Raw genomic sequence first — 4,031 nt, 5'->3', positions numbered from 1 at the left:
CCCCCGGCAGCCGGTCACCAGGCCGCCCACCCGCCGTCAGCCGCGGGCCGGCGGCCGTTCGCGTTCCGGCGGGGACTGCTGCGGCGGGCGGCCCAGGTCCCAGGCCAGGTCGTAGCGGCCGAAGAGGTCGGCGCGGATCAGAGCCAGCGGGCTCTCGGCGCCCGGCAGCAGCACCCCGATGCAGCCGCCCATCAGTGCGCTGCGCAGCACCGCGTGCTCGGCGACCGGGTCGGGCGCGCCCCAGTCCCGCAGCAGCCCCTGGAGGATGGCGCCGAGCTGCTGCTGCTCCGGGTCCTGGACGAAGGCGCCGTTGTCCGGGTCGAGGATCAGCGCCAGGTGCGAGCGCATCACCCGGGGGTGGTCCATCGCCAGGCCGAGCACGGTGTCGATCGCCCCGGCCAGCCGTGCGTCGGGGGAGGACCCGGGGGCCAGCTCCGCCAGCGTGGCGGCCAGTGACTGGTGCATCATCCGGTGCGTCGCGGACTGCATGAGCAGCCGTTTGCCGTCGAAGTAGTACGAGAGCAGGCCGCGGGCGAGACCGGCCCGCTCGGCGATGTCCGTGAGCGTGGTGCCCGCGTAACCGCACTGGTCAACCAGCTCGACGGTGGCCCGCATGATCCGCCGGCGGGAGCGTTGCCGCATCTCCTCATTGACCGAATCCCCGCGAGGTGCCATCGTGTCTGCTCCGAACGTTCGTTGGCTCCGGGCCAATATACTTGTGGAGCCGACAGCCGCACCGGGATACCGTGCCCCGGCGGGCACTGCCCGGGCGGCCGCCACGAAGACGGCCGGCTCCACCGACACGGGGGTTTGGTGGAGCCGGCGCCATGGCCCGACGGCGCGGAGGCCGGTCGCGGGCGGGGTCCGGGGATCAGCGCCCGGCCAGGACGTCGGCCCGGGCCGCGGTCGACCCGACCGGCGGCTCGTCACGATCCGGCACGGGTGCGGGAACCGCCTTGCGACGCCGGTCCACCAGGGCGCCCGCCGTCGCGACCACCAGGCCGACCACCGCGACCACCGTGACGAACAGCAACGCCGGCCGGTAGCCGTCCAGCTGGGCCTGCGGGCTGTCGCCGCCCGCGCTGCCGGCCGTGATCATCGCGGTCGACCCGGCGAGGACCACCGCGGTGCCGACCTGGATCGCGGTGTTCACCAGACCCGAGGCCAGTCCCTGCTCCTCGTCGCCCACGCCGTCGGTGGCGGCGATGTTCACCGAGGGGAAGGCGAACGCGAAGCCCACGCCGAGCAGCAGCATCGAGGGCAGCACCAGGCCCGGGTACGAGCTGTGCTCGTCCAGCCGCAGGAACAGGGCGAAGGCGGCGACCAGTGAGGCCAGGCCGATCGGCAGCAGCCGCCCGGTGCCGAAGCGGTCCACGATCGGGCCCATGAACGGCGCCGAGAGCGCGATGAGGGCCGCGGCGGGCAGCAGTCCGAGCGCCATCTCCAGGGCCGACCAGCCGAGCAGGTGCTGGAGGTAGAGGGTGACCACGAACTGGAACCCGCCGTACGCGCCGGTCATCGCGAAGGCGACCACGTTGGCCCGGGCGACCGAGCCGTTGCGGAAGATGCCGAGCCGCACCAGCGGGTGCGCGGCGCGGCTCTCCACCCGCAGGAAGGCGGCGGCCAGCACGGCGACGACCAGCAGCGAGCCAAGGGTGCGCGGGCTCAGCCAGCCGGCGCCCTGGGCCTCGGTCACGGTGAAGACCAGCAGCAGGACGGTCGCCGTGCCGGTGATCGCGCCGAGGACGTCGTAGCCGCCCTGGGCGCGCTCCTCGACCGGGCGGGGGAGCAGCCGGACGGCGAAGAGCAGGGCGAGCAGCGCGACCGGGACGGGCATCAGGAAGGTCCAGCGCCAGCCGACCGAGGTGAGCAGGCCGCTGAGCACCAGGCCGAGCGAGAAGCCGCTGGCGCCGCAGGTGGTGTATATCGACAGCGCGCGGTTGCGGGCGGGGCCCTCCGCGAAGGTCGTGGTGATGATCGACAGGCCGGCCGGGGCGGTGAAGGCGGCGCTGACGCCCTTGAGGAAGCGGGCCGCGATCAGCAGGCCGCCGTCGTCGACCAGGCCGCCGACCAGCGATGCGGCGGCGAAGACGCCCAGGGCGACCAGGAACACCCGGCGGCGGCCGAGCAGGTCGGCGGCGCGCCCGCCGAGCAGCAGCAGGCCGCCGTAGCCGAGTACGTAGCCGGAGACCACCCACTGCAGGGTGGAGGTGGACAGGTGCAGGTCGGAGCCGATGGACGGAAGGGCGACGCCCACCATGGAGACGTCCAGGGCGTCCAGGAACATGGCGGCGCAGAGCACGATCAGGGTGCCCCAGAGGCGGGGAGTCCAGTGCGGCCCGCTGGTTGACGGGGCGTCGGGTGACGTGACGGTCGCGGTGGTCATGGGGAGGACAGTACATGCACATGCATTCAATGCAAATGAATTAAATGTGAACGCATTAATTGTCGATGCACGTGCTAGGGTGGCGGCGTGGCTGAACTCGACTCCCCGGCGGAGGCCGGTCTCGTCGCGCAGTGGCGCGAACTGCTGGCCCGGCATGCCGCCGCGGCCTGCGCCCTCGACCGCGAACTGGGCGACCGGTACGGGCTGGGCATGAGCGAGTTCGAGGTGCTGGAGCGTCTCGTCGAGAACTGCGGGGGCGGTGGGGGCCAGGCGGTGCGGGTGAGCGAGCTGGCCCACACCGTCCATCTGAGCCAGAGCGCGCTCTCGCGGCTGATCGCCCGCCTGGAGAAGGCCGGACTGGTCACCCGGGCGATGTGCGAGAGCGACCGCCGGGGCGTCCAGCTCACCCTCACCGAGGCCGGCCGGGAACGCTACGAGCAGGCCAGGCCGCTTCACCGCCGGGTGCTGGAGCAGGCCCTCGGCGACGGTCCCGGCCCGGTCGGCGGATCAGCCTCCGGCTGACGTCGCGTCAGAACCGCCGCACCGGTGCTTTGTCGACCTCACAGCAGGGAGTGCAGCCCCGGTGCCGCGGCCAGCAGCACGACCACGGCGGGCGCGGCGAGCGCCGCGACGGTGAGTCGCAGCCGGTGCGGGACGGAGAGCCGCGGACGGCCCGCGAGCAGTCGGTCCACCCGCTTCGGGGACTGTGCCAGGCCGGGCGGGCAGGAGCCGAACACCCCACGGTCCAGGTTGAGTTCGGCCAGCGCGAGGGCGGTGGTGTGCCGACCGTGCCGACGGGCGGCCCGGTCGTCGGCGGCCAGTTCGACCAGCTCCGCCACCTGGTTCCGGAAGGCGCTGAACACGCCGACCCCGGGGAAGCCCGAGGCGAGCGCCTGGGCGAACTGCTGGAGCCAGTGGTGCCGGGCTCGGACGTGACCGCGCTCATGGCTCAGCACGGCGGCCAGCTCCCGGTCGGTCAGCTGCTGGAGGGCGCCGGTGGTGACCACCAGCCGGGAGTCCGGGCCGGGCAGCGACCAGGCCTCCGGACGGACGTTCTCCAGGACCACCAGCCGTTCCCGGCGGCTCCGGGCGGTCGCGATGGTGTCGGGCAACTCCGGTGCCCGGTTCGCCAGTTGGGCGTGCCGGCGATTTCGCACCGCCTTCGCCGTACGAACCTCCCGGGTCAGCGCCAGCACCGTCTGCACCCCGCCCGCGGCCAGCACCGCGGCGCACAGCCGGCCCCAGCCCTCGGCCTCCTGGAGGCCGTACGCCGCCTCCACGCCGTGCGGCGCGCCCGCGAACACCAGCGAGCGCAGCTCCGGCAGGGCGGCGGAGGCCGCCAGGAGGAGGCCCAGCGCGCAGCAGAGCAGAACGGCCACCACCAGGCACTGCCACACCAGCAGCGCCAGCACCGGTTCGCGCTCCGCCCAGCGGGCCCGGGCCAGCAGCCGGGGCACGAGGGTCGAGAGCAGCAGGCCGAGCAGCAGCAGGCCGATCAGGGCAGGCATCGATGGGCTCCCCGAGTACGCACGGAACGCGACAACGCGCTCCCTGCCAACCTATGCGCTGGCGACGCCCGGTGGAACGGCTTTCGACCGGCCAGTGACCAACGCCACGCTCGGACGGGGGCTTTGGCGTGGAGGGG

The 4,031-nt window shown here is 73.7% G+C and carries 4 protein-coding genes; 1 reads left to right on the top strand and 3 read right to left on the bottom strand.

Going from position 1 to position 4,031, the window contains the following annotated elements; genetic code table 11:
- Window positions 1–36: 36 nt before the first annotated feature.
- On the bottom strand, window positions 37–642 hold the full coding sequence (locus ACIQOV_RS31055; protein WP_401053965.1) for a TetR/AcrR family transcriptional regulator: 606 nt from the start codon (window positions 640–642) through the stop codon (window positions 37–39).
- A gap of 229 nt (window positions 643–871) precedes the next feature.
- Complete coding sequence (locus tag ACIQOV_RS31050; protein WP_401053964.1) at window positions 872–2,386, bottom strand: MFS transporter; 1,515 nt, start codon at window positions 2,384–2,386, stop codon at window positions 872–874.
- A gap of 87 nt (window positions 2,387–2,473) precedes the next feature.
- On the opposite strand from ACIQOV_RS31050, the gene ACIQOV_RS31045 reads away from it, so the two are divergent.
- Complete coding sequence (locus ACIQOV_RS31045) at window positions 2,474–2,908, top strand: MarR family winged helix-turn-helix transcriptional regulator (RefSeq protein ID WP_401053962.1); 435 nt, start codon at window positions 2,474–2,476, stop codon at window positions 2,906–2,908.
- A 38-nt stretch (window positions 2,909–2,946) separates the two neighbouring features.
- Here ACIQOV_RS31045 and ACIQOV_RS31040 read toward each other — a convergent pair whose 3' ends face one another.
- A complete protein-coding gene (locus ACIQOV_RS31040) occupies window positions 2,947–3,894 on the bottom strand; it encodes a M56 family metallopeptidase (RefSeq protein WP_401053960.1) in 948 nt (315 codons plus the stop codon).
- Window positions 3,895–4,031 lie beyond the last annotated feature (137 nt).

Source organism: Kitasatospora sp. NPDC091257 (assembly GCF_044757675.1).
Classification (GTDB): Bacteria; Actinomycetota; Actinomycetes; order Streptomycetales; family Streptomycetaceae; genus Kitasatospora; species Kitasatospora lactacystinica.
The sequence above is the reverse complement of the archived record's forward strand: the minus strand, read 5'-3'. Positions and strand labels throughout refer to the sequence as shown.

Excerpts from the sequence above, each read along its gene's own strand:
- ACIQOV_RS31055 (WP_401053965.1), bottom strand. The coding sequence starts at position 642 with ATGCGGCAACGCTCCCGCCGGCGGATCATGCGGGCCACCGTCGAGCTG.
- ACIQOV_RS31040 (WP_401053960.1), bottom strand. The coding sequence starts at position 3,894 with ATGCCTGCCCTGATCGGCCTGCTGCTGCTCGGCCTGCTGCTCTCGACC.
- ACIQOV_RS31050 (WP_401053964.1), bottom strand. The coding sequence starts at position 2,386 with ATGACCACCGCGACCGTCACGTCACCCGACGCCCCGTCAACCAGCGGG.